This window comes from Terribacillus aidingensis, assembly GCF_900215625.1.
Classification (GTDB): Bacteria; Bacillota; Bacilli; order Bacillales; family Amphibacillaceae; genus Terribacillus; species Terribacillus aidingensis.
In genome coordinates this window covers 1-22,614 of sequence record NZ_OBEK01000008.1, presented here as the reverse complement: position 1 = coordinate 22,614, position 22,614 = coordinate 1, and the positions used below count along the sequence as shown (strand labels likewise).

Sequence of the window (22,614 nt, the reverse complement as noted above, 5' to 3'; positions counted from 1 at the left end):
TTTGAAAAAATTTAGCCAAATTTGTCCTTTACATGGTATCATTGTAGTATAAAAAAGATAACGACTAATAGGGTATTACTCCTTTTTCCCGAGTATTGGTTAGGAGGCTGGACATTGCCGTACATCATCGGAGGAATTATAGTAATCATCGCCCTTATTATCCTGGGGCTGATTATGAGAAAGCGGGTTTATGATGAAGTGGATCGGCTCGAGAGCTGGAAACTGGACATTACAAACCGCAATGTGTCAGAAGAATTAGCAAAAGTGAAAGCGTTGAACCTATCTGGGGAGACACAGGAAAAATTTGAATCGTGGAAGGAACGCTGGGATCATATCGTGACGAAAGAGCTTCCAGATACAGAAGAGGCTCTTTTTGATGCGGAAGAAGGGGCGGACCGTTACCGTTTTAAGAAAGCAAAGCAGCACCTGCAGCAAGTACAGGATATCCTAATCCAGGTGGAAGATAAGATTGAAGTGATGTTCCGCGAGCTTGATCATCTGCTTGCTTCTGAAGAAGAAGCTCGGAAACAGGCCGAGGAACTGCAGCCGACATTGCAAGGTCTGAAACGCACCATTTCGCAGCATCGTCATCAATTCGGTAAAGCGGATGTGCGCTTTGAATCAGCTATTGCAGAGCAAATTGCACAGCTGGCTGCTTATCATGCACTTATTGAATCTGGAAATTACTTTGAAGCCAATCAGCTTATTATGGATGTAAAGGAAAAGACAGAAGTGCTAGCGGCAGAGATTGAAGCCTTCCCTACAGCCTATAAGCAGGTGAAACAAGATTTGCCGGCACAAATCTCTGACCTTTTAGGAGGAATCCGGGAAATGAAACAAGATGGATACCGAATCCATCATCTTGGCTTTGAAGACGAGTTGAAAAAAGAAAATGAAAGGCTTGGACATTTAACTCAACAGCTGGAATCCGGCAATTCGGAGGAGACGAAATTAGTCATCCCTGCCTTAGAAAGCCGGATTAAAGAAATGTACCAGCTGCTGGAAAATGAAGCTGTAGCAAAGAACTATGTAGATTCGAAGTTTGATCAGTATGTCCAAGCGGTTGAAAAGAAGTCAGAGGCATTTCTTGTAACAAAAGAAGAAGTTGATCTGCTGCGGGAATCTTATTTCTTTACAGATAATGATGTGGAATTCCATGTAAAACTTGAATCCAAGATTTCCAGGCTGGCGCTTCAGCTTGATAACTTACAGAAAGAAATCGACGATGATCAATTTTCACATGCGAAACTGAAAGAAGAGTTAGAAGCAGGATTCCGGGAACTAAGTGCGATTGAAGAAGAGCATGAAGTTATTCGCGAGAAGATAAAGACGCTTCGCAAAGATGAATTGGATGCCAAAGAGAAGATTGCTGATATGCGTCAGAAGCTTTACGAGGTGAATCGGAAGCTGCAAAAAAGCAATATTCCTGGTGTTCCGCAAGAAGTTTGGAAGATGGTAGAGGAAAGTCAGAAGAAAACTTCTCATGCAATGGAAATACTTGATGGACACCCGCTTGATATGGCGGAAGTTAGTACGACGCTTCAGCAAGCAGAAGAAGTAAGCAATGCAACTGTTGAGAAAATAGAAATTCTGCTGGAACAAGCTTATTTAGCAGAAGTAGTAATCCAATATTCCAACCGTTACCGGAGTCAATATCCGATGCTGGCGGCTGAAATGCTGGAAGCGGAGAAATTATTCCGGGAATATCAATATGAGCAGGCCTTGGAGCGTGCTGCGCGTGCCTTGCAAGATATAGAACCGAAAGCATTGGAACGCTTGGAAAAACATATCAAGGTTCCCAGCTGATTCATAAAGCAATCCCTTGTCACAAATGAGGGATTGCTTTATTTTAGTAAAAGACAGTTTTTGAATGAGAGGAGAGATGGACGATGATATACTTTGACAATAGTGCGACTACCAGGCCGCATCATGATGCGCTGTCTAGCTATACAGAGGCGGCGCAGACGTATTTTGCTAATCCGTCTTCTCTTCATCGTATGGGCGGCAAAGCAGAGCAGCTGTTAACTGCATGTCGCAAACAGGCGGCACAGCTGCTTCATGTTGAAGAAAATGAGATTATTTTCACCTCAGGAGGAACAGAGGGAAATAATCTGGCGATAAAAGGAACAGCATTCCGCAAGAAAAGGATTGGGAATCACATCATTACGACAACCATCGAGCATCCTTCCGTTCTGGAAACATGTGCGGAACTAGAAAAACAAGGCTTCCAGGTGACGTATGTGGATGTAGATAAATATGGGTATGTAACGGCAGATAAAATTAGAGCTGCCATTACAGACAATACAATACTGGTAAGTGTGATGCACGTGAATAATGAGATTGGTACAATTCAGCCGATACAAACAATCGGCAAGATGCTCACGGAATTCCCGAATGTCACGTTTCACGTGGATTACGTCCAAGGAGCAGGAAAAGTAGAGCTGGATTTGAAGAAAAGCCATATTCATCTTTGTACACTTTCTGCGCATAAGTTTCATGGCATGAAAGGAAGCGGCATCCTTTTTAAAGACAAAGATGTATTTATTGCGCCGCAGCTATCCGGAGGAGGGCAGGAACAGGAATTACGTTCCGGAACCGAGAATGTACCGGGTATAACAGCGATGGTAAAGGCTCTCCGTCTGACAATGGAAAATTTACGAGATCAGCCAGCTCGTTTATTCGAATTGCGGGAAAAGCTATGGGAAGGGATTGCGAAAATGGAAGGTGTTATCCTGCATTCTCCGCCCGCTGGTGCACCGCATATTGTTAATTTTTCCGTACCTGGAATAAAGCCAGAGGTACTCGTTCACGCACTTGGGGAGAAAGATATTTATGTTTCAACCAAGTCGGCTTGTTCATCTAAAAACAGTGATGCCAGTGCTGTATTGCTGGCTTGCGGTGTTCCGGAAGCACAGGCAGAATCAGCAATTCGTGTTAGTTTCTCTTATGACAGCACGATGGAAGAAGTGGAATATTTCCTTGTAGTGCTGCAAGAAGCACTAACACAACTAAAGAAAGTGATGAGATAAACAGATGCAATATGATCATATATTAATTCGTTACGGAGAAATGGCATTAAAAGGAAAGAACCGGAAGCATTTTACCAGACAGCTGGAGCATAACGTAAAAGACCAAATCAGGTCTTATCGCAAAGCGAAAGTGGAGCGTACGCGCGATCGTATGTATATCCATTTGCACGGTGAAGATCATGAACCTATCGTGGAAGCATGCCGTAACATTTTCGGTATCCACAGCTTTAGTTTGGCAATACGGACAGCGAATGAAGAACTTGCGATTAAACAAGCTGCCCTTCAGCTGCTGCTCGACAACCCAGCAGGTACCTCTTTCAAAATATCCTGCCGCCGGACGAATAAGAAATTCCCGATTGACTCGCAAGAAATGAATCAGCGTATTGGCGCATATGTTTTGCAAAACAGTGAAGGTTATCCTGTGGACGTGCGTAAGCCTGGTGTTGATATTATGGTCGAAATACGCGAGCAAGCAACTTATGTAACAGGACAAAAGATAAAAGGGCCAGGCGGATTACCAGCCGGAAGCTCAGGCAAGACACTGTTGATGCTTTCTGGCGGGATAGACAGCCCTGTTGCAGGATATTTGGCCATGAAGCGCGGGGTTGAGATCGAAGCAATTCATTTTCATTCTCCTCCTTATACAAACGAACGAGCGAAGCAGAAAGTAATTGATTTGGCCCAAACACTTTCTAAATTCGGAGCGAAAGTAAAGATTCATGTTGTACCTTTTACCGATTTGCAGGTGAAAGTACATCAAGAAATTCCTTTTGGTTACAGCATGACTGTTATGCGCCGTATGATGCTCAAAATCAGTGAGCGGATTGCGGAACAAAACGGTATCTTGTCTCTAACCTCTGGAGAAAGTCTCGGTCAAGTTGCCAGTCAGACGATGGAAAGCATGCACACTATTAACGAAGTAACGAACTACCCCATTTTGCGACCGCTCATTACAATGGATAAGTCAGAAATTATCGATATTGCGAAGCAAATAGACACGTATGAAATATCCACGCGTCCTTACGATGACTGCTGTACCGTTTTTGTACCAGACTCACCGAAAACAAAGCCTCGTCGTGAGAAGGTGCATTTGTATGAAGGTACAATTGATTTCTCTTCAGAAATTGAGAGAGCCGTGAAAGGAACGGAAACTATTACGGCTGTTCCTGAGCTGGAGGAAAAAGCACCATTTGCAGATTTGTTGTAAGAACTTCCCATTGAAATAATCTGTATGTTACCTCTCTTGATGGCACATGCTACATGTACAAGGAGGTGACATCAAATGGCTAACAACAACTCAAGCAATCAGCTAGTAGTACCTCAAGCACAGCAAGCTCTAGATCAAATGAAGTTTGAAATTGCACAAGAATTCGGTGTACAGCTTGGCGGAAGCGAAACTTCTCGTGCCAACGGTTCTGTTGGAGGAGAAATCACAAAACGTCTTGTACGTACAGCACAAGAGCAATTAAACAGATAATTTCATATGAATGGCATAAAGGGGCAGCATGAGCTGCTCCTTTTTCCGTGTAAAAAAGATGATGCTGACCCATCCTATAGGTAGGGGAGGGCTGGACATGTGGATGGCTATTATTATTGTCGCAATTATTTTATTGATTCTTCTCATCGTCGCTCTATCAGCAAAAGTTATGCTACATATTTATTACGAAGAGAAACATTGGCGTATTAAAGTAAGTGTAGTTGGAATAGTTGTCTATAAAAAACGATTCTCTCAGCAAACGCCAAATCAATCTGCAACGGCTGAAAAACTTAAAGAATCACTCGATACAATGACAGAAGATCTGCGCAAGCTCTGGCACGCTTTCCCTTATCTGGTGCACATAGCTAAGACAGCTGAATTGCATCAATTGCGCTGGCATACGACAATTGGTACAGCGGATGCTGCATCTGCCGGCACTTTGGCGGGCGTTATCTGGACATTTAAAGGTATTATACAGCAGTTTATTTCATTGCATATACAGGTGACCAAGCCATTCGATATCCAAGTTAATCCGGTATTTCATACTGCTGTCTTCGATAGTAACTTTCAATGCATAGTGTCTATTCGTACAGGGAAAGCTATGCAAGCTATTATATCCAACGTCAGGAGATAGGAGGCTTACTATGGGAGACCATCCAATTCAAGGGTTAATGAAAACCGCAATGGAAAACCTGAAAGAAATGATCGATGTTAATACAATTGTCGGTGATCCGGTAGAAACGCCGGATGGAAGTATTATCTTAACTGTGTCTCGTGTTGGTTTTGGTTTTGCAGCCGGAGGAAGTGAATTTGAGGGAAGCAATTCACAAGGAAAAAGTGATAAAAATGAACTGCCATTTGGCGGAGGAAGCGGTGGCGGTGTCTCCATTACACCAATAGCTTTCTTAATTGTAGGTCATAAAGGCGTGAAGATGATTCATCTTGACGAACAGACCCACTTATATGAAAAGCTGATTGAGGCAGCTCCGGCAGCAGTAGAGAAAATCCAAGAAATGCTGAAGCAAAATCCAAAGCAAAAGAAGCAGCAAAAGCCCCAACGTTTTGATGATGAGACCGTATATTGAGAAAAAGCCACCTGTTGGTGGTTTTTTTGGTTTATAATCCTGCATTATTCCGCTATAATTTAGAGAAATGAGCTTGAAGCGGGAAAGCGAAAAGAGAGAAGGTTATACTTGAAACAAAAGATAAAGTTGCGGACGCAAATGACCGCACTCGTTTTTGTCGTCGTCATACTTGCTGTCACGACGACATTTATTATGATCGGGATTGAGACAAGCCAGAATATTAAGTCCCAAGAACGGGAGCAAGTGCTGCAAACGGCCAAGCTGATGGCAGTTGATCCGTCTGTAGTCGAAGCGGCAGATCAACAAGATTCAGAAACGCTTCAGCAGTTTACACAACAAGCAATGCAAATCACGAACGCTGATTTTGTTGTTGTAATGAACATGGACGGAATTCGTTTAAGTCATCCAGACCCAGATAAAATAGGGAAGCCTTTCGTCGGAGGAGATGAGAAATCGGCTCTGGCAGGCGAAGAATCCGTTTCAAAGGGAAAAGGAACGCTAGGGTTAAGTCTTCGTGCCTTTTCGCCGATTTATAATGAGCAAGGAGAACAAGTCGGTGTTGTAGCTGTCGGAATAACCATGAATGAGTTGAATGAGATTATCCGCAGCAACCGTATGCCGTTGTATTTAGCGACGGTGTTAAGTCTGTTAATCGGACTTATTGGAGCTGTGCTGCTTGCGCGGAAAATCAAGCAAATTATGCACGGCATGGAGCCAGATGAAATTGCTGCGCTTCTTAGTGAGCGAATTGCCATGCTTGAATCGATTAAAGATGGTATGGTAGCTGTTGATACAAATGGTAAAATTCAAATGGTCAATAAAGAAGGGAAAAGACTGCTGGAAGAGATGGGGATTAAAGGAAAGCTGAAGGGCCGGCAAGTAGATGATGTGCTGCCTGTCACAAAGCTTCATCAAGTTATTGACTGGAACAAACCGTTAATTGGCCGTCAAGTAGAGCATAACGGTCTCACGCTCGTAATGAACGAAATTCCAATCCAGCTCAAAGGAAACACAGCAGGTGCTATTGCAACATTTGTTGACCGGACAGAGTACAATCATTTGAATGAAAAGCTCACAGACACCATGCTGTATGCGGATGCCTTGCGAGCGCAGACACATGACTTTATGAACAAGCTGCATGTCATACTTGGGCTTTTAGAGCTGGAAGATTATGACCAGCTCGAGCGTTATGTGAAAAATGTTGCCGGAAAGGAACGATCCGCAACAATTGCAATGATTCACTATTTGAAGAATCCTATCTTAGCTGGTTTTCTGTTAGGGAAAAAAAGCTATATGGCGGAAAATGGCGTGCAGCTTGAAGTAGATTGCAATGATACAATACCAAATACATCAGAAAAAACAAACCAAATGTTAATCACCATTTTAGGGAATTTGATGAATAATGCCGTAGACGCAGTTGATCAGCAGCCGGAAAAACGTGTGCAGCTGTCGATGAAATTCGCTGATGGCCAATTATTTCTTGAGCTGACCGATACAGGCAAAGGTATTAGTCAAGTACAGCAGGAAACGATTTTTAAACAAGGTGTTTCTACCAAAGGGAGCGACCGTGGTTTCGGTCTATATCAAGTAGAAGACTATGTGCAGAAGCTGGGCGGCTACCTTGTCCTGACAAGTGAATTAGGTGAAGGGACGACATTCAGTCTCCAGCTGCCGTATGATATACAGGAGGATGCAATAAATGATTAAAGTACTCATCGTAGAAGATGACCCGATGGTTAGTGAATTAAATAAACGCTATGTGAAACAAATGAGCGGTTTTGCGGCAGTAGGTGCTGTTCAAAATTACAAGGACGCGCTGGAATTTATCCAGCAGAACGAAGTGGACTTGCTGCTTTTGGACGTTTATATGAAAGGTAAAAATGGAATTGAACTACTAAAGGAAACACGAAAACGAGATTTTCAAGTGGATGCCATTATCATTTCTGCTGCCAGTGAGAAGCCTATGATTCGGGAAGCATTGCAGTATGGGGCGGTAGACTATCTGATTAAACCATTTGAATTTGATCGGTTTCAGCATGCATTAAGCGGCTATCGCAAACGCCAGCTTATTTTCAGCAACAAAGAGGAAATGACCCAGCAAGAACTGGATAATCAGCTTCTGCTGCTGCCGGAACAAGAACAGATGATGCAGCTGCCGAAGGGACTTACAAGAAGTACCTTGAAGGTAGTATGGAACAGCATTCTCACTTTCCGTTACAATTTCTTCACCACAGAGGACATTGCCAATGAAACCGAAATGTCCCAAGTATCGGTGCGGAAATATTTGAAGTTCTTGGAAGATGTACAGTTGTTGGAAGTGGAAATGCACTATGGCAGTATCGGACGACCAGTATTTAAATATCGCGTGAATGCCAATACATCTCATCATATCAGTCAATATATCTAAAGAGAGGCCTGCCAGCAGGCTTCTTTTTTTTGCACTTTTCCCCGTTAAAGCACAAATTCTGCATCTATCCTTAATATTTTATAATTTTACTGAAAGGGCTTCCAGAAATAAGGTTATTAAAAAACAAATATATATAATATAAATATATCGTTGATTTATCCCGACATATCAATGATTTTTCGATAATAATTACTTAATTAGCAAATAATCTAATATGCTAACCAGCCCGCTTTTTCTAATTACAAAAGTTACATTACATTTAGTTTAGTTAAATAATAACACAGATAAAATTGGTTAAATTAGAATAGTCGTATCTACTTAGAGGGGGCAATACAATGGAAATGAAATCGCATACAGGCGATAACCATTCTCATGACGACAAGCCAAAAGGCTATAATAAAGTCATGGATTGGAAAGTCGGTGTTATACCGCTTCCTGTGTATCTAGTTTTAGCTATTATTGTACTTATTGCTGCATACACAAATCAATTACCTACTGACATGATCGGCGGCTTTGCTGTCATCATGGTAATCGGAGTGCTGCTAGGGGATGTTGGGCAGAGAATTCCGTATTTCAACAGCATCGGAGGACCAGCGATTCTATCGTTGTTCGTTCCGTCTGTACTTGTGTTTTACAACACATTAAGCTCAACAACATTGGAAGCTGTCGATCAGCTAATGACTTCAAGCGGCTCAAACTTCCTTTACTTCTACATCGCATGTCTTGTTGTAGGTAGTATTCTTGGAATGAACCGGACAGTCCTTATTCAAGGCTTCATCCGCATGTTCATCCCATTGGTAACAGGAACGATTGCGGCAGTAACAGTTGGTACTCTAGTTGGTATGCTGTTTGGCTATAGCGCTCATCACGCTTTCTTCTATATCGTTGTACCAATCATTGCTGGTGGTATCGGTGAAGGTATTCTTCCATTATCTGCAGGTTATGCAGGTATTCTTGGCGGAGGCGCTGGAGAATATGTTTCTCAGCTTATCCCTGCTGCAATCATCGGTAACGTTTGTGCGATTATTATCGCTGGTTTGATGAAAAAGCTTGGTGAAAAACGTCCGGAACTTGCTGGACATGACAAACTTGTTCGCTCTGAAAAAGGCGATAAAGTATTAGAAGCTGCAAAACACAACACAAATAAATCAATTGATTTTAGCTTGATGGGAGCAGGTCTCCTTGTTGCAATGAGTTTATTCGTTCTTGGACGAGTAGTTGAACATTGGATTCATGTATTCGCTGGATTTACTTTATCTGGTGCAATCATCATGATCATTGCTGCTACAATTATTAAATCCGGTAATTTACTTCCTGAAAAACTGCAAACTGGTGCGCAGCAGCTATACAAATTTGTATCAACTGCCTTCACATGGCCGCTAATGGTCGGTTTGGGAATTGTCTTCATTCCACTTGAGGATGTAGCGAGCGTATTCACAATCGGCTTTGCTGTAACATGTATGTCTGTTGTTATCGCAATGGCTACAACAGGTTACTTTGTAGGTAAATTGATGAAGATGTACCCAGTTGAGGCTTGTATCGTAACAGCTTGTCACAGTGGACTTGGCGGAACAGGTGACGTTGCGATCCTATCTGCATCTGGTCGTATGGCTTTGATGCCGTTCGCACAGATCTCCACTCGTCTTGGTGGTGCTGCAACTGTTATCGGTGCAACAGCATTGATGCATTTCTTCTCTTAATAAAGATCGAAAAGCTCAGCTTCGGCTGGGCTTTTTGCATGCATAAATGCCTGTTCTCGCTTCTGCGTGCAGCATTTGATACAATAATACAGATGTAGAGGAATGGAGGAACTTGAACGTGGAACAACAAAATGTCGAAAAAGTGTATCAGGCACTTGACCAGATGGCTGAGTCACTGGAATCACACGAAAACATAGCTTATCTTGATGCACTAGGTGCAGCAATGGAATATATAATAGATCGCGAAACAGAGCTTACAGAGAAACCGATCGTCAAGCAGCAGCTGGATAAACATGCTGCCATCTTCGATAAACAGGGATATAAGAAAGAAGAGGTTCGAAAAGGAATTCAGCTCGCAATCTTGAAAGGCATGAAAGGAGCAACGCAGCAGCAGCACATGCTGACACCGGACACTGTTGCCATGCTGATCGGGTATTTGACGAATAAACTCGTTGGAAAAAACGATAATTTCCGCTTGTTTGATCCGGCAGTTGGAACTGGTAATCTGCTTACAGCAGTGCTCAACCAAGTTGAAAAAGACGTACAAGCATACGGAAGTGATGTGGATCCTACATTAATTCAGCTTGCTGTGATGAGTGCGAATATGCAGGAAAGACAAATTGAATTTTTCCACCAAGACAGCTTACGCCCATTTTTGCTGGAACCAGTTGATCTAGTTGTAAGTGATTTACCAGTCGGTTATTATCCGGATGATGTTCAGGCAGCTCAATATGATTTGAAGGCAGAAGAAGGGCATTCTTATTCCCACCATTTATTCATCGAACAGAGCCTGCATTACACGAAAGAAGGCGGCTACCTGCTCTTTGTTGTACCGAACTTCTTATTTGAAAGTGACCAGGCACGTTCCTTGCACGCATTCCTGCAGCAGCAGGCACATATTGTGGGATTGCTGCAGTTTCCTGATAGTATGTTTAAGAGCGAATCTCAGGCCAAAAGCGTTTTGATTCTCCAGAAAAAGGGGACGCTAACAACAGCGCCTAAGCAAGCGCTGCTCGTGCAGCTGCCTTCGTTTAAGAATCCGAATGCCATGTCCAATGTCCTGAAGCAGATCAATGATTGGTTCGATAACGAGTTAACTGGTTTAAAAAACTAAAAAAATTAATGAAATCCCAAACAAGTTCTCGACACATCTTGCAATAAGCTTGTCGACACAGGTAAAATAGGGAAGTACGTAAAAGTTTACAAGGGGCTGAACATGTTGAGTAATATTTTAGCAATTAATGCTGGTAGTTCTTCATTAAAATTCCAGCTAATCCGCATGCCTGAGGAAGAAGTAAAGGCAGTGGGTCTAGTAGAACGTATCGGACTGAAAGATTCCATCTTCACTATCAAATTCAATGGTGAAAAAGATGAAACAACTAAAGATATTGAAAATCATGAAGAAGCTGTAAAAATGCTTCTTGAGAAGCTTACTTCTACAGGCGTCATTAAATCGCTTGATGAGATTGACGGCGTAGGCCACCGTGTTGTTCACGGCGGAGAGAAGTTCAGTGATTCTGTACTAATTACAGAGCAAGTAATGAACGAGATTGCAGAAGTTTCCGAGCTGGCACCTTTGCATAACCCGGCAAACTTGACAGGTATCCGTGCATTTAAAGAGATCCTGCCAAACATCCCAGCGGTTGCTGTCTTCGATACAGCGTTCCATCAGACAATGCCGCCTGAATCTTATCTTTACAGCCTTCCTTATGACTATTATGAAAAATATGGCATCCGTAAATACGGTTTCCATGGTACAAGTCATAAATACGTGTCACAGCGCGCAGCTGAATTGCTTGACCGTCCAGTAGAGGATCTTCGTTTGATCTCTGCTCACCTTGGTAACGGTGCAAGTATCGCAGCAATTGAAGGCGGTAAATCTGTTGATACATCTATGGGCTTCACGCCGCTTGCAGGTGTAACAATGGGTACTCGTTCTGGTAACATTGACCCTGCCTTGATTCCATTCATCATGCGTAAAACTGGCAAAACTGCCGACGAAGTACTGCATGTATTGAACAAGGAAAGCGGAATGCTTGCACTATCTGGTTTCTCCAGTGACTTGCGAGACATTGAAAGTAAATCTGAAGCAGGCGATGAGCGTGCAGAGCTAGCGCTTGATGTGTTTGCTGAAAGAATTCACAAATATATCGGTTCTTATGCTGCGCGTATGAGCGGTGTAGATGCAATTATCTTCACAGCTGGCGTTGGTGAAAACAGCTCTGAAGTACGCGAACGCGTACTTAAAGGTCTTGAATTCATGGGCGTTTATTATGATCCTGCATTGAATAACGTTCGCGGTAAAGAACAATTCCTAACATACCCGCATTCTCCGGTAAAAGTTATTATCATTCCTACAAACGAAGAAGTAATGATTGCCAGAGATACAGTTCGCCTTTCTGAAACTGTAGCAAAATAATTTAGCAAAGAGCTGGTCCCGGATTTAATGGGACCGGCTTTTTTTTATTTTCATGACGATAAGAAATGGTATACTGAAAATGAAAGCGAGTTCCTTTTACATATATAATGGGGGGAAGCAGCATGAAGATTGGGGTACCGAAGGAAATTAAAAATAGTGAAAACCGTGTAGCGATGGCTCCATCTGGTGTTACGCTCTTGCACGATGCAGGGCATGCCGTATTCGTTGAAACCGGTGCAGGTCTCGGCTCGGGTTTTACGGATGAACAGTATGAACAAGCAGGTGCCGTGATACTTCCGTCAGCAAAGGAAGTATGGATGAAGGAAATGGTGATGAAAGTGAAAGAACCACTTCCTGAGGAGTACGGTTATTTTTATGAAGGTCTCATTCTTTTCACCTATCTGCACCTTGCAGCTGAAGGTCCTTTAACTAATGCGTTAATCAATAAAAAGGTAGTTGGAATAGCATACGAAACCGTGCAGCTGGAGGATCGCTCTCTGCCGTTGCTGACACCTATGAGTGAAGTGGCAGGCAGAATGGCATCACAAGTCGGAGCGCAATTTTTGGAGAAGCCTTACGGAGGAAGCGGCATTTTAATGTCTGGTATTCCGGGAGTGAAACGCGGGAAAGTTACCATTATCGGCGGAGGTGTTGTCGGTACAAATGCAGCAAAGATTGCCGTCGGACTTGGAGCGGATGTCACCATCGTTGATTTGAGTCCGCAGCGTTTGCGCGAGCTGGATGATTTGTTCGGCAGTTCCATCAACACACTCGTTTCCAATCCATTAAATATCGCGGAGGCTGTACAAGAATCTGATCTGGTGATCGGTGCAGTTCTCATACCAGGCGCCAAAGCACCAAAGCTTGTTACTGAGGAAATGATCGCAAGCATGAAAGCTGGTTCGGTAATTGTTGATGTTGCCATTGACCAGGGGGGGATTTTTGCTACTACCGACAAAATCACAACCCATGATAATCCAACGTATATCAAACATGACGTGCTGCATTATGCTGTTGCCAACATGCCAGGAGCTGTACCGCGTACTTCTACAATTGGATTGACAAATGTAACGGTACCTTATGCGCTTCAGCTGGCGAATAAAGGGTACAAGAAAGCTTGTTTAGAGAACCCTGCTTTGGCAAAAGGCATTAATACGTTAGATGGATTTGTAACGTATCAAGCAGTTGCGGAAGCGCATGATCTTGCCTATAAGCCTTCTAGTGCATTACTTTTATCATAAAACAAGAGCATCTGCATAATTGCAGATGCTCTTTCTCAGTTAACCGATAATTTGCAAATCGCGCGGATAAGCAGTAAGTACATCCGGTCCATTTTTCGTCAAGAAAATATCATCTTCGATTCGGACGCCGCCAACGCCAGGCATATAAATGCCGGGCTCAATTGTATAGCACATGCCTTCCTGCATAGCTTGCGTGTTATTGCTCGAAAGTGATGGGAACTCATGAACGCCGATTCCTAAACCGTGACCGACACGGTGTGTGAAATATTGGCCGTATCCTGCTTGTTCAATATGGCTTCTGGCAGCTTTATCAATCTCTGCGATAGCAGTTCCGGCTTGTGATGCTGCAGTTGCTTTTTCGAGTGCAACTCGCACTGTATCGTGAATGTGCTGCTGATCTGCTGTTACATGCTTGTAGCCGACAGTACGAGTAATATCAGAGCAATACCCTTCAAATACAACACCCAGATCAAACAGAACCAGATCACCAGGTGCAATCTGCTTTCCGTCAGGTGTGCCGTGAGGAGAAGCGGTTTTTGCCCCGGATAGCACAGTTGTTGCAAATGACATGCTGGTAACGCCTTCTTGCTTCAGAGCATATTCCAGCTCGGCAGTAATTTGCAGTTCAGTTTTGCCGGCAGCAATCGCTTCAATTCCTTTCTTCACCCCATAATCAGCTAGAACAGCTGCTTGTTTGAGTAACGTATATTCTTTCTTGTCTTTGATAATACGCTGGTACTGCAGGAATTCCGTCGCATTACCAAAGGAAACCTCTGGCAAGATTTGCTGCAGCATTTCCAAGCGAATAACAGACATATGATCTTTTTCAACACCCATGGATGCTGGTACGCGCCCGCGTTCCTTTAAATAATCTTTAAACAACTGCCACACATTTTCATGATCATGGTATGTAAGCATTTCTTCTTTCCAGCCAGCCTTTAAGGCATCTTCTTTCTCCATTGCCGGCAAAATGAGCAGCGGTGCATCTTTTTGATCGGCAAATACTGCTACAAGTCGCTCGTGCGGATCCGTATAATAATTGCTCACATAATATACGTTTTCCATGGAGGTGATGAACACGCTGTCTGTCTGGTTATCCTTCAGTTGGCGTAAAAGTGTATCAATTCTGTGTTGCATAAGTTAGCCTCCTTTTTTCTCATTATAACAAAAATAGTATCACGTTTCTTCCTATGGCGACTGTGGTAAACTAGATGCGATAAAAAGAAAAAGGGGTTGGAAACTTGAAACTTTCATTCCATGGACAAGCTGTCGTACAGATTGTGACCGAGAAACATACCATTTTAATCGACCCATTCATCACCGGAAATGGCACATGTGATTTGAATGCAGAGGAAGTCCAGCCGGATGTTATTCTTCTGACGCACGGTCACAATGATCATGTTGGAGATACAGTTTCCATAGCGAAACGCACAGGTGCACTTGTAGTAGCACCAAATGAACTGGCTGTTTACTTGGAAGGCAAAGGGTTGCATACACACCCGATGGGAATCGGCGGAGCGCACAACTTTGAGTTTGGACGGGTAAAACTGACTCAAGCATTTCACAGCAGTGCTTTTACTGACGAAGATGGCCATACGCATTACATGGGAATGCCGACAGGGATTTTATTTACGGCAGAAGGAAAGACAATCTATCATGCCGGAGATACAGGACTGTTTTCCGATATGAAGCTTATTGGAGATACAAACAATATAGACGTTGCTTTCTTGCCAATTGGAGATAACTTTACCATGGGGCCGGAAGATGCGTTACTTGCTGCCGAGTGGGTCAAGGCAAAACAAGTTATTCCAATTCATTACAATACTTTCCCGCTGATTGAGCAGGACGGTGCAGCATTTGCAGAAGAAGTAAAACCTGGTAAAGGTGTCCATTTAGAGCCTGGTCAATCCATTACATTCTAAAGAAAACAGCACCTTTTCGATAAGGTGCTGTTTTTTATCTGTTATAGTAAAAAGCTGCTTAATAAAAAGGAATGACAGCTAGAAGCAGCTAATTTTCTTCTGAAATTGAAACCTTCTCGTAAAAACTGTACAATAACAATAGATAAATAATGACTAGTACAGATGAGAGCATGGTGAAGGAATGTCAACAAAACACGATCAAATAATTAAATATATTGAAAACCTTCCAGTTGGCGGAAAAATATCCGTTCGAGCGATTGCGAAAGAATTGAATGTAAGTGAAGGAACAGCATACCGTGCCATTAAGGAAGCGGAAAACAAAGGACTTGTCAGTACTATTGAGCGTGTCGGGACTGTGCGCATTGAGAAAAAGATGAAAGATAACTTTGACCGGCTTTCGTTCGCTGAAATTATTGGAATTGTAGATGGGCAAGTGCTTGGCGGAAGAGATGGCCTGCATAAGACATTAAATAAATTTGTCATTGGGGCAATGGAGCTTGATGCCATGATGCGGTATACCCAAAAGGATGCCTTGCTAATTGTCGGAAACCGCATTGAGGCACATGAATTGGCGATTAAGGCAGGGGCAGCCGTCCTAATTACAGGTGGATTTGATACAGATGACCGCATTAAACGGCTGGCTGACGAAAAAGAACTGCCTGTCATTTCTACCAGCTACGATTCATTCACAGTCGCTGAAATGATTAACCGGGCAATTTACGACCAGATGATAAAAAAAGAAATCATCGTCGTGGAAGACATTTATACACCTTTGGACCATACATATTATTTGCAGGAATCAGATACGCTGGAAAAATGGTATACATACAACGCTGACACAACACATACTAGATACCCCGTTACGAATGAAACGGAAAAGGTAACAGGGATGGTTACTTCCAAAGATATTATCAATAAAGATAAACAGCTTTCTGTGGCGAAAGCTATGACCAAAAACCCGCTTACGGTGCAGCCGCATACAACGCTGGCTTACGCTGCCCATATGATGGTATGGGAAGGAATTGAGATTATTCCTGTCGTAGATCAGCAGCATAAATTGCAAGGGCTCATCTCCAGACAGGATGTACTAAAAGCACTTCAGCAAATTCAGCTGCAGCCGCAAATCGGAGAAACAATTGAAGATATAATTACAAGGGAAATTGAGCTGCTCGAAGATGAAGCGCCGGACATTGTATTCAGCGGGAAAGTAACACCGCAAATGACAAACCAGCTTGGAAGTCTTTCGACAGGTGTTTTAACTACATTCGTCACGGAGGCCAGCCGCCGTTTTGTTCGAAAGATGAAAAAAGGCGACATGGTAGTTGATAATGTGTCTGTTTATTTCTTACGCCCTGTTCAGCTCGAGAGTACGATTTTAATTAAACCGCGCATTTTAGAGGTCGGGCGCAAGCTGGCAAAAATGGACGTAGAAGTGTATAGTAACAAGAAAACACTTGTAGCAAAGGCACTGCTTATGGCGCAGCTGCTGGATCGCTAACAGTACTGTTATGGAGGAGGTTAGGATGCATAAACAAATCTTAGAAAAAATAAAAGCATATAACACAATTATCATACATCGGCACGTCCGACCGGACCCAGATGCATACGGATCTCAAGTAGGGCTTTACGAGATTATTAAGGCTTCCTATCCTGAAAAGCAGGTGTGGGTCGTAGGTGATGAAGATCCTTCCCTAACATTCCTTGCGAAAATGGATACAATCGAGGATCGTGAATTCGAGGATGCGCTTGTCATTGTTTGTGACGCAGCAAACCAGCCGCGAATATCCGATCAGCGATATAAGTTAGCAACAGAAATCATTAAAATTGACCATCACCCAGTAGTCGACGAATATGGCGATATACAATGGGTGGTTCCGACAGCGAGCTCAACTAGCGAGATGATTTATGAGTTGTTTGCATCTGATTCAGACCTGCAGCTATCAACACGTGGTGCCATGCTGTTATATGCTGGCATTGTCGGTGACACCGGACGTTTTCTTTTCCCGTCAACGAGTGAAAAGACATTCCGCTATGCCGGGGAGCTTGTCGAGTATGCATTTGACCGTACCTACTTATATGAAAACTTGTATGCCAGCAGGCAAGATGTTGCCAGGCTGCAAGGCTATATACTCCAGCATTTCACTGTGCACGAAACAGGCGTGTCATCTATCCGAATTACCAAAGATATTTTAGCTTCCTACCGAGTAACGTCTTTGGAAACAAGTCAGCTTGTTGGAACAATGGCCAATATGGAAGGCGTCAAGGCATGGGTCTTTTTCGTGGAAGAAGAAGAACAAATCAGAGTGCGTATTCGCTCAAAAGGCCCTGTTATTAATGGCTTGGCTGGAAAATATAATGGCGGCGGCCATGCATTTGCGTCTGGGGCGACGGTATACAGCTGGAATGAGGCAGCCAGGCTGGAGCGGGACTTGCAAGAAATATGCCGCGCGTTTGAGTGGGCTTAAATTGCGGTCTCCACTGTCACTGTCAAGTAGAGGATCTCCGATATGATCAGCTGCTTGACAGCGACCTTATACCGAAACCCTTCCAGTTCGTATTCTTTATTTTCAATTGCCCCGAGCAATAAGGGTGTGCTTTGGACAGCGCCATTAACACTTCTGCCAACCATGTGCCGAGCTTCTTCTTTAATAGCTTCTTTTAATTCATGTTCAATCAGCTTATCCAGTTCCAGACTTTCATCTGTTTCGAGCTGTACGGTAATCTCATCAATAACCATACCCTCTTGTTTAAGCTCATTTATTTCTTCATTATTATTTTTTAATACTTCGATGTCTCGTTCCAGGTCGTGAATTGTTCCTTCCATTTCGGCCTTTTCTTTGACCCATTCTTCATACAAAGTGCCATACATGAAGAGATAAACAAAGTAAGAGATAATACCGCCGAGGAAGAAACCGACTAAAAAGCGCTGCCAGCCAGCTTGCTTATAAAGTGGGGGAATCCGCATTAGGAAATATCCTCCTGAACGAACCAGCCAATTATCAGCAATGCTGTTTTCACCCCGCCCATCGCTGCCACAATGATAAGAATCTGTTTAATAACATCAAATGTTGCGCCTTGATAAATCCCTTTTTCGAAGTTGCTAATCGCATCAAAAGTACCGCCAATAGCAGCAATAATTGCCCAAATTCTTATTCCATTCGAAATACGTTTAATCGCTGTCAATGGCGGTTCGCCAGTCGCAAACGCTCCGATACTGCCGACGAAACAGCCTCCGATCATAACTCCCAATGCAATGAAATAACAATGCATCATTGAAATGATAACGCGTTCTTCCATGCTGAAACTCCTTTTTTTAGTACTTTTTCTACCCTATGGCTGTAATGGACAAGTTATGTTAGTCATTTCAAAGTCTTAAGGAATTCGTATATAATAGAGCTAGTGTAAAAAAGGGCGGTAATGTTGTATGGATTTCACACATCTGCAAATCAGAAGCAGCTACAGTTTTTATCAAAGTACAATTAAAATTCCACAGTTAATAAGTAAAGCAAAAGAAGCCGGTTTTGAAGCGTTGGCATTGGCAGATGATGGGGTAATGCATGGCGCGGTGCCATTTTACCTTGCTTGTCTGGATGCTGGCATAAAACCAATTATCGGGGTGCATGTCCCTGTCGAAGCAGAAGAACAAGTTATGAAAGTCCTTTTATTGGCGGAAAATGACATCGGTTATCAGAGACTTGTTGAAGTAAGCACCTACCTGCAGTCCGGCAACGCAGATCGGCTGAAACTGTCTGAATTAGACAAGTATGCACAAGGAGTCATTGCAATCGTCCCTTCTCATACGCTGATTCAAATGGACATCATGCCTTGGCGAGCGATTTATGGGGAGCGGCTATATGCTGCTATTAGTCCTGATGAAGTACGCTTTCTGGACGATCAGACACTCATCAACTGGCAGCAGCAAACGAACGTGCGTTTTACAGCAACCGGAGATGTTCGCTATTTACAGGAAGAGGATGTCGATGCGTACGAATGCTTACTTGCGATGCAAGAAGGGGCAACATGGCAGCCAGCGCCGTATAATTCCCCATCGCTGTACCACTTACGAACCCATTCCGAAATGATGCAGCTTTCTCAAAGTGAAACGTGGCAGCAAGCATTAATCCAAGCTGGAGCCATCGCAGAGCGCTGTACCGTGCAGCTGGAAATAGGCAAACGACGCTTACCGGCTTATCCTGTACCAGAAGGAAAGACGGCTGATGTGTATTTAAGAAGTATATGTGAGCAGCGGCTGACGGAGATTTATCACAATCGTCAAGATGCACAAGACAGGCTTGCTTATGAGCTGGACGTCATTAGAGAGATGGGCTTTAGTGATTATTTCCTAATTGTTTGGGATTTTGTACGCTATGCGAAGGAACAAGGCATCCGAGTCGGTCCTGGACGGGGTTCGGCAGCAGGGTCCCTCGTCGCTTATGTGCTTGGCATTACAGCAGTTGATCCGCTAACTTACGGATTATTATTTGAGCGTTTTCTTAACCCGGAAAGAATAACAATGCCCGATATTGATATTGATTTCTCTGACTATCGGCGAGATGAGGTCATTCGTTACGTTCAAAGCAAATATGGAGCAGACCGAGTAGCGCAAATTATTACATTCGGCACATTTGCCGCTCGTTCGTTGCTGCGTGAATTAATTAAAACGTTGGAAATCCCGCAAGCCGATGCTGCTTTCCTGTTAAAAGCAATTCCAAGCAATGCGCCTTCCTTATCGAAAGGGCTGCGAGCTTCTCAGGAGCTGACCGCTTATGTGAAAGAGTCAGAGCAGCTGAAACGCCTATTTCGAATTGGAGTTAAGTTGGAAGGGCTGCCGCGTCATGCGTCAACGCATGCTGCGGGTGTGGTAATTAGTGCTGATCCGCTCGTCAACACAGTTCCGCTTACCGAAGGACATGATGAGGTAGCGCTAACACAATTTGCCATGAAAGAACTGGAACAGCTGGGGATTCTAAAAATGGATTTCCTAGGGCTGCGCAACCTTACATTAATGGATCAAGTTCTGTCCAGTGTGTCCAGACAAGCTCCTTCACTCGATCTAGACCGTATCCCGCTTGATGATGAAGCGACGTTTCAATTATTCCGCGATGGCCGAACCAATGGTGTGTTCCAGTTTGAGTCGAGCGGTATGAAGCAAGTGCTCCGTCAGCTGAAGCCTACTGCGTTTGAGGATATTGTCGCCGTAAACGCGTTGTATCGTCCAGGTCCGATGAGTTACATTCCTGTCTTCGTTAAGCGGAAGCATGGAGAAGAGAAAATCAGCTATCCACACGAAAATCTCGCTCCAATCCTGGAAAAAACGTACGGTGTACTAGTTTATCAAGAGCAAATTATGCAAATTGCTGCTTCGATGGCTGGCTATAAGATGGGAGAAGCGGATATGCTGCGCCGAGCTGTCAGTAAGAAGGATGCCAAGGTGCTTGAAAGAGAGGAATCACGCTTTCTGTCAGGCTGTATAGAAAATGGTTACACAGCCGATACTGCGAAGGAAGTATTTTCCTGGATCGTTAAATTCGCCAATTACGGTTTTAACCGCAGTCATGCGGTTGCATACAGCTATCTCGCGTATCAGCTTGCTTATTTAAAAGCGCATTATCCGGCCAGCTTCTTTGCTGAATTAATGAGCGGTGTTGCTAACCAGCCAGATAAAATTCGGCAATATATGCGGGAAGCAAGCGGAAGCGGGATTGATATTTTACCTCCCTCCATCAATAAGAGTTTTGGTAAGTATACCGTCGAGCATTCGAACATTCGGATGGGGATGCTGACAATTAAGGGAATCGGAGCTCAGGTTGTCCGTGAAATTATCTCGGCACGGAAAGAAGGAACATTTAAAAATCTGTTCGACTTCTGTATCCGTGTCACCATTAGCAAAGCCGCTTTAGAGCAGCTTATTCTGGCAGGTGCCCTTGATTCTATATACAGCAATCGAGCATCTTTGCTAGCTACCATTGACAAAGCAATGGAACAAGCTGAATTATTCAAGGAGCTGTACGAACAGCCTTCCTTGCTTGGAGAAGTAGAATTTGAAGCGTCGTACGATGAGCAAGAGCCATTTTCACCAATGGCAATTTTAAAGTACGAAAAAGAAGTGCTCGGATTGTATATTTCCAGTCATCCGCTCGCAAGCTATCGAGGTACCCTGCGTAGCAGCGGCTATATTACGGTACAACAGCTCGAAGATCTGCCGCCGAAGAAGCAGGTGCGACTAACCGCTGTTTTACTTCAGCAGCGTGTCATCCGCACGAAAAAAGGTCAGCCAATGGCATTTTTAACGTTAGGTGATGAGACGGGAGAAATTGAAGCGGTTGTTTTTCCCGATTTGCATCGGCAAATTGGCCGATTCTTAGAAGAAGAAGCATTGCTGGATTTAGTTGGCAAGCTGGAAGAAAGGAATGGAGAAAAGCAGCTTATTCTGCAAGAAGGACGACCTTTCCGTGAGGACCAGCTTCAGCAAAGTAAGCAGCGATTATTTATACGTTATGATGAAGAAGACCAAGTGCTCGAAGCGCTTCGGAAATATGCGAAAACATACCCTGGCAATGTACCTGTCATTGTTGTGCAAAAAGAAACACGCAAGAGCTACCAGCTGGCAGAGACGTACTATCTGGAATTAAGTGCAGCATGCTTGGCAGAGCTAAGGAAACAGTTCGGCAAGGAGAACGTGGCAGTATCCAGCTAAAGCAGATCTCCTGCCTTTACACTGCGCGTTGTTGTCCCTATAATGATAAACGTCTGCACAGACCATCATGTTATAAACTACACAAAGGATGAAAAAATATGTCCAATCTAAGAGAAGACGCACTGAAAATACATCGCGAAAACAAAGGGAAACTGACAATGAAGTCGAAGATCCCTGTCCGTAACGCGACAGATTTGAGTCTTGCCTACTCTCCCGGAGTAGCAGAGCCTTGTAAAGAAATTCATCAAAATAAAGAAGATGTTTATGAATATACAATGAAAGGCAATATGGTTGCCGTTGTCAGCGATGGTTCTGCTGTGCTTGGCCTTGGAAACATCGGTCCGGAAGCTTCCCTGCCAGTTATGGAAGGGAAATCAGTTCTATTCCAGAGCTTCGCAGGTGTGGACAGTTTCCCAATCGTGCTGGACACAAATGACGTAGACGAAATCGTTCGTACAGTGAAATTGATGGCGCCAACGTTCGGCGGTGTAAACTTGGAAGATATCTCTGCACCGCGCTGCTTCGAAATTGAAGAACGCCTAAAAGCAGAAACAGATATCCCTGTATTCCACGATGATCAGCACGGGACGGCTATCGTAACGGTTGCTGGTCTGTTGAACGCATTGAAACTAGTCGG

19 protein-coding genes and 1 pseudogene are annotated in these 22,614 nt (G+C 43.6%); 17 read left to right on the top strand and 3 right to left on the bottom strand.

What is annotated here, in order from left to right:
* Positions 1 to 114 precede the first annotated feature (114 nt).
* From ezrA to ald, 12 genes are all read left to right on the top strand, one after another.
* The gene (gene ezrA / locus CRO17_RS16745; RefSeq protein WP_097043603.1) at positions 115 to 1,806 is read left to right on the top strand and encodes a septation ring formation regulator EzrA; all 1,692 of its coding nucleotides are present in this window, start codon (positions 115 to 117) and stop codon (positions 1,804 to 1,806) included.
* 83 nt (positions 1,807 to 1,889) lie between these two features.
* Positions 1,890 to 3,029: a cysteine desulfurase family protein gene (locus CRO17_RS16740; protein ID WP_097043602.1), complete on the top strand. Its 1,140-nt coding sequence runs from the start codon at positions 1,890 to 1,892 to the stop codon at positions 3,027 to 3,029.
* A gap of 4 nt (positions 3,030 to 3,033) precedes the next feature.
* A complete protein-coding gene (thiI, locus tag CRO17_RS16735; RefSeq protein ID WP_097043601.1) occupies positions 3,034 to 4,236 on the top strand; it encodes a tRNA uracil 4-sulfurtransferase ThiI in 1,203 nt (400 codons plus the stop codon).
* A 75-nt stretch (positions 4,237 to 4,311) separates the two neighbouring features.
* The gene (locus tag CRO17_RS16730) at positions 4,312 to 4,506 is read left to right on the top strand and encodes an alpha/beta-type small acid-soluble spore protein (protein WP_097043600.1); all 195 of its coding nucleotides are present in this window, start codon (positions 4,312 to 4,314) and stop codon (positions 4,504 to 4,506) included.
* A 97-nt stretch (positions 4,507 to 4,603) separates the two neighbouring features.
* A complete protein-coding gene (locus CRO17_RS16725; RefSeq protein ID WP_179637161.1) occupies positions 4,604 to 5,140 on the top strand; it encodes a DUF2953 domain-containing protein in 537 nt (178 codons plus the stop codon).
* 10 nt (positions 5,141 to 5,150) lie between these two features.
* Positions 5,151 to 5,591 carry a GerW family sporulation protein gene (gene ytfJ, locus CRO17_RS16720; protein ID WP_097043598.1) on the top strand — a complete coding sequence of 147 codons (441 nt, stop codon included), beginning with the start codon at positions 5,151 to 5,153 and terminating at the stop codon, positions 5,589 to 5,591.
* 108 nt (positions 5,592 to 5,699) lie between these two features.
* Positions 5,700 to 7,298, top strand: a complete 1,599-nt coding sequence (dcuS, locus tag CRO17_RS16715) for a DcuS/MalK family sensor histidine kinase (protein ID WP_097043597.1) — start codon at positions 5,700 to 5,702, stop codon at positions 7,296 to 7,298.
* Positions 7,291 to 7,998 carry a response regulator gene (locus tag CRO17_RS16710; protein WP_097043596.1) on the top strand — a complete coding sequence of 236 codons (708 nt, stop codon included), beginning with the start codon at positions 7,291 to 7,293 and terminating at the stop codon, positions 7,996 to 7,998. Before dcuS ends, CRO17_RS16710 begins: the two co-directional genes overlap by 8 nt.
* Positions 7,999 to 8,333: 335 nt before the next feature.
* Positions 8,334 to 9,698 (top strand): 2-hydroxycarboxylate transporter family protein, encoded by a 1,365-nt coding sequence (locus CRO17_RS16705; RefSeq protein ID WP_097043595.1) that lies wholly within the window; start codon positions 8,334 to 8,336, stop codon positions 9,696 to 9,698.
* Positions 9,699 to 9,816: 118 nt separating this feature from the next.
* Complete coding sequence (locus CRO17_RS16700) at positions 9,817 to 10,812, top strand: class I SAM-dependent methyltransferase (RefSeq protein ID WP_097043594.1); 996 nt, start codon at positions 9,817 to 9,819, stop codon at positions 10,810 to 10,812.
* Between the two features lie 105 nt (positions 10,813 to 10,917).
* A complete protein-coding gene (locus CRO17_RS16695; RefSeq protein ID WP_097043636.1) occupies positions 10,918 to 12,117 on the top strand; it encodes an acetate kinase in 1,200 nt (399 codons plus the stop codon).
* 122 nt (positions 12,118 to 12,239) lie between these two features.
* Positions 12,240 to 13,358, top strand: a complete 1,119-nt coding sequence (ald, locus tag CRO17_RS16690) for an alanine dehydrogenase (RefSeq protein WP_097043593.1) — start codon at positions 12,240 to 12,242, stop codon at positions 13,356 to 13,358.
* Positions 13,359 to 13,397: 39 nt separating this feature from the next.
* On the opposite strand, the gene CRO17_RS16685 is transcribed toward ald, so the two are convergent.
* Positions 13,398 to 14,495, bottom strand: coding sequence for a M24 family metallopeptidase (locus tag CRO17_RS16685; RefSeq protein WP_097043592.1), 1,098 nt, complete (start codon positions 14,493 to 14,495; stop codon positions 13,398 to 13,400).
* Between the two features lie 104 nt (positions 14,496 to 14,599).
* Between CRO17_RS16685 and CRO17_RS16680 the strand changes: the two genes are divergently transcribed.
* The 3 genes from CRO17_RS16680 (at position 14,600) to CRO17_RS16670 (ending at position 17,745) form a co-directional block, all read left to right on the top strand.
* Positions 14,600 to 15,280: a metal-dependent hydrolase gene (locus CRO17_RS16680; protein ID WP_097043591.1), complete on the top strand. Its 681-nt coding sequence runs from the start codon at positions 14,600 to 14,602 to the stop codon at positions 15,278 to 15,280.
* A 181-nt stretch (positions 15,281 to 15,461) separates the two neighbouring features.
* Positions 15,462 to 16,778 (top strand): DRTGG domain-containing protein, encoded by a 1,317-nt coding sequence (locus CRO17_RS16675; protein WP_097043590.1) that lies wholly within the window; start codon positions 15,462 to 15,464, stop codon positions 16,776 to 16,778.
* Positions 16,779 to 16,803: 25 nt separating this feature from the next.
* Positions 16,804 to 17,745, top strand: coding sequence for a DHH family phosphoesterase (locus CRO17_RS16670; RefSeq protein ID WP_218839532.1), 942 nt, complete (start codon positions 16,804 to 16,806; stop codon positions 17,743 to 17,745).
* On the opposite strand, the gene ytrI is transcribed toward CRO17_RS16670, so the two are convergent.
* Together ytrI and ytrH are read right to left on the bottom strand one after the other, a co-directional pair.
* Positions 17,742 to 18,245, bottom strand: coding sequence for a sporulation membrane protein YtrI (ytrI, locus tag CRO17_RS16665; RefSeq protein WP_097043588.1), 504 nt, complete (start codon positions 18,243 to 18,245; stop codon positions 17,742 to 17,744). The genes CRO17_RS16670 and ytrI overlap by 4 nt on opposite strands.
* Positions 18,245 to 18,577: a sporulation membrane protein YtrH gene (gene ytrH / locus CRO17_RS16660; protein ID WP_077308069.1), complete on the bottom strand. Its 333-nt coding sequence runs from the start codon at positions 18,575 to 18,577 to the stop codon at positions 18,245 to 18,247. Before ytrH ends, ytrI begins: the two co-directional genes overlap by 1 nt.
* 127 nt (positions 18,578 to 18,704) lie before the next feature.
* On the opposite strand from ytrH, the gene dnaE reads away from it, so the two are divergent.
* Positions 18,705 to 21,977 (top strand): DNA polymerase III subunit alpha, encoded by a 3,273-nt coding sequence (gene dnaE / locus CRO17_RS16655; RefSeq protein ID WP_097043587.1) that lies wholly within the window; start codon positions 18,705 to 18,707, stop codon positions 21,975 to 21,977.
* 98 nt (positions 21,978 to 22,075) lie between these two features.
* Positions 22,076 to 22,614 (top strand): annotated as a pseudogene (gene ystJ / locus CRO17_RS16650) (NADP-dependent malic enzyme); the annotation flags it as partial.